Source organism: Rhizobium sp. Leaf311, assembly GCF_001423445.1.
GTDB lineage: Bacteria > Pseudomonadota > Alphaproteobacteria > Rhizobiales > Rhizobiaceae > Agrobacterium.
In genome coordinates, this window is the sequence record NZ_LMNZ01000004.1 from 496,557 (window position 1) to 497,360 (window position 804).

General features: G+C 60.2%; 1 protein-coding gene. It reads right to left on the reverse strand.

From position 1 onward, the window contains the following. Window positions 1–302 precede the first annotated feature (302 nt). Window positions 303–590 carry a hypothetical protein gene (locus ASF69_RS08130; protein ID WP_062586792.1) on the reverse strand — a complete coding sequence of 96 codons (288 nt, stop codon included), beginning with the start codon at window positions 588–590 and terminating at the stop codon, window positions 303–305. Between the last annotated feature and the right edge of the window lie 214 nt (window positions 591–804).

An 804-nucleotide genomic window follows, 5' to 3' on the forward strand; every position in this document is an offset into this window, starting at 1 on the left:
CAGGGGAGTTTCTTGACCCGACGGACGTCGTCTTTTGGCTGGAGAGAGTCTCTTGATCCGACAGACGTCGGATCGCTGGACCCCGGATCAAGTCCGGGTGACGGCGGGGAGTGATGGTGGGTGGGGGTTGCCGAGGGCGGTCCTTTTGCGGCCTCCGGAAGGGGTGACGGGGGTGTGTGGCGGTGGGTGGGGTTGCGGTGCGTGTCTGCGCTCCGGGTCCGATCTAAGTCAATTCAATTCAATTCAGTCCGCTCCAATCCAATCTACTCTACTCTACTCTGTCAACAAAACGCCGTCCGTGCTTATTCCTTGCGAGGGCGGTCTGCGGCGGCGATGTAGGCGTCCAGTTTGCGTAGGGCTCTGGCTCGCGCATCCTCGGGCTCACGCCGCAAGAGCTTGTCTGGTGGCAGGATCACGTAGGGCTTCGAATCCGGTGGCTCTGCTTTGTTGGCCCGGCGCAGGTGGTGCATGTAAAGTCCGGCGAAGCCGAGGGCGAAGACGCAGGGCATGTAGATCAGCGAAATCTTTACCCCATCCGACATCATCCGGAATGTGTGCAGAAGATCGGCCCAGATGCTGTAATTCTCCATCGCATTTCCCCATTGCAACGGCCATGCGCGGACAGGCGCCGCAGGCCGAGGTTCCTGTCGAAACGGAAGCGACCACCCGAGGAAACGGGCCTCTGGTGGCCGGGGAGTTCGTAAGCCGTACAAGGACGACCACCCTGACCTTTAGGCGTTTGCCTTGGACATACGTCAGGGCCTCCCCAGCCATAGAGGTAGCAGGAGAGCTTATAGTCACAAT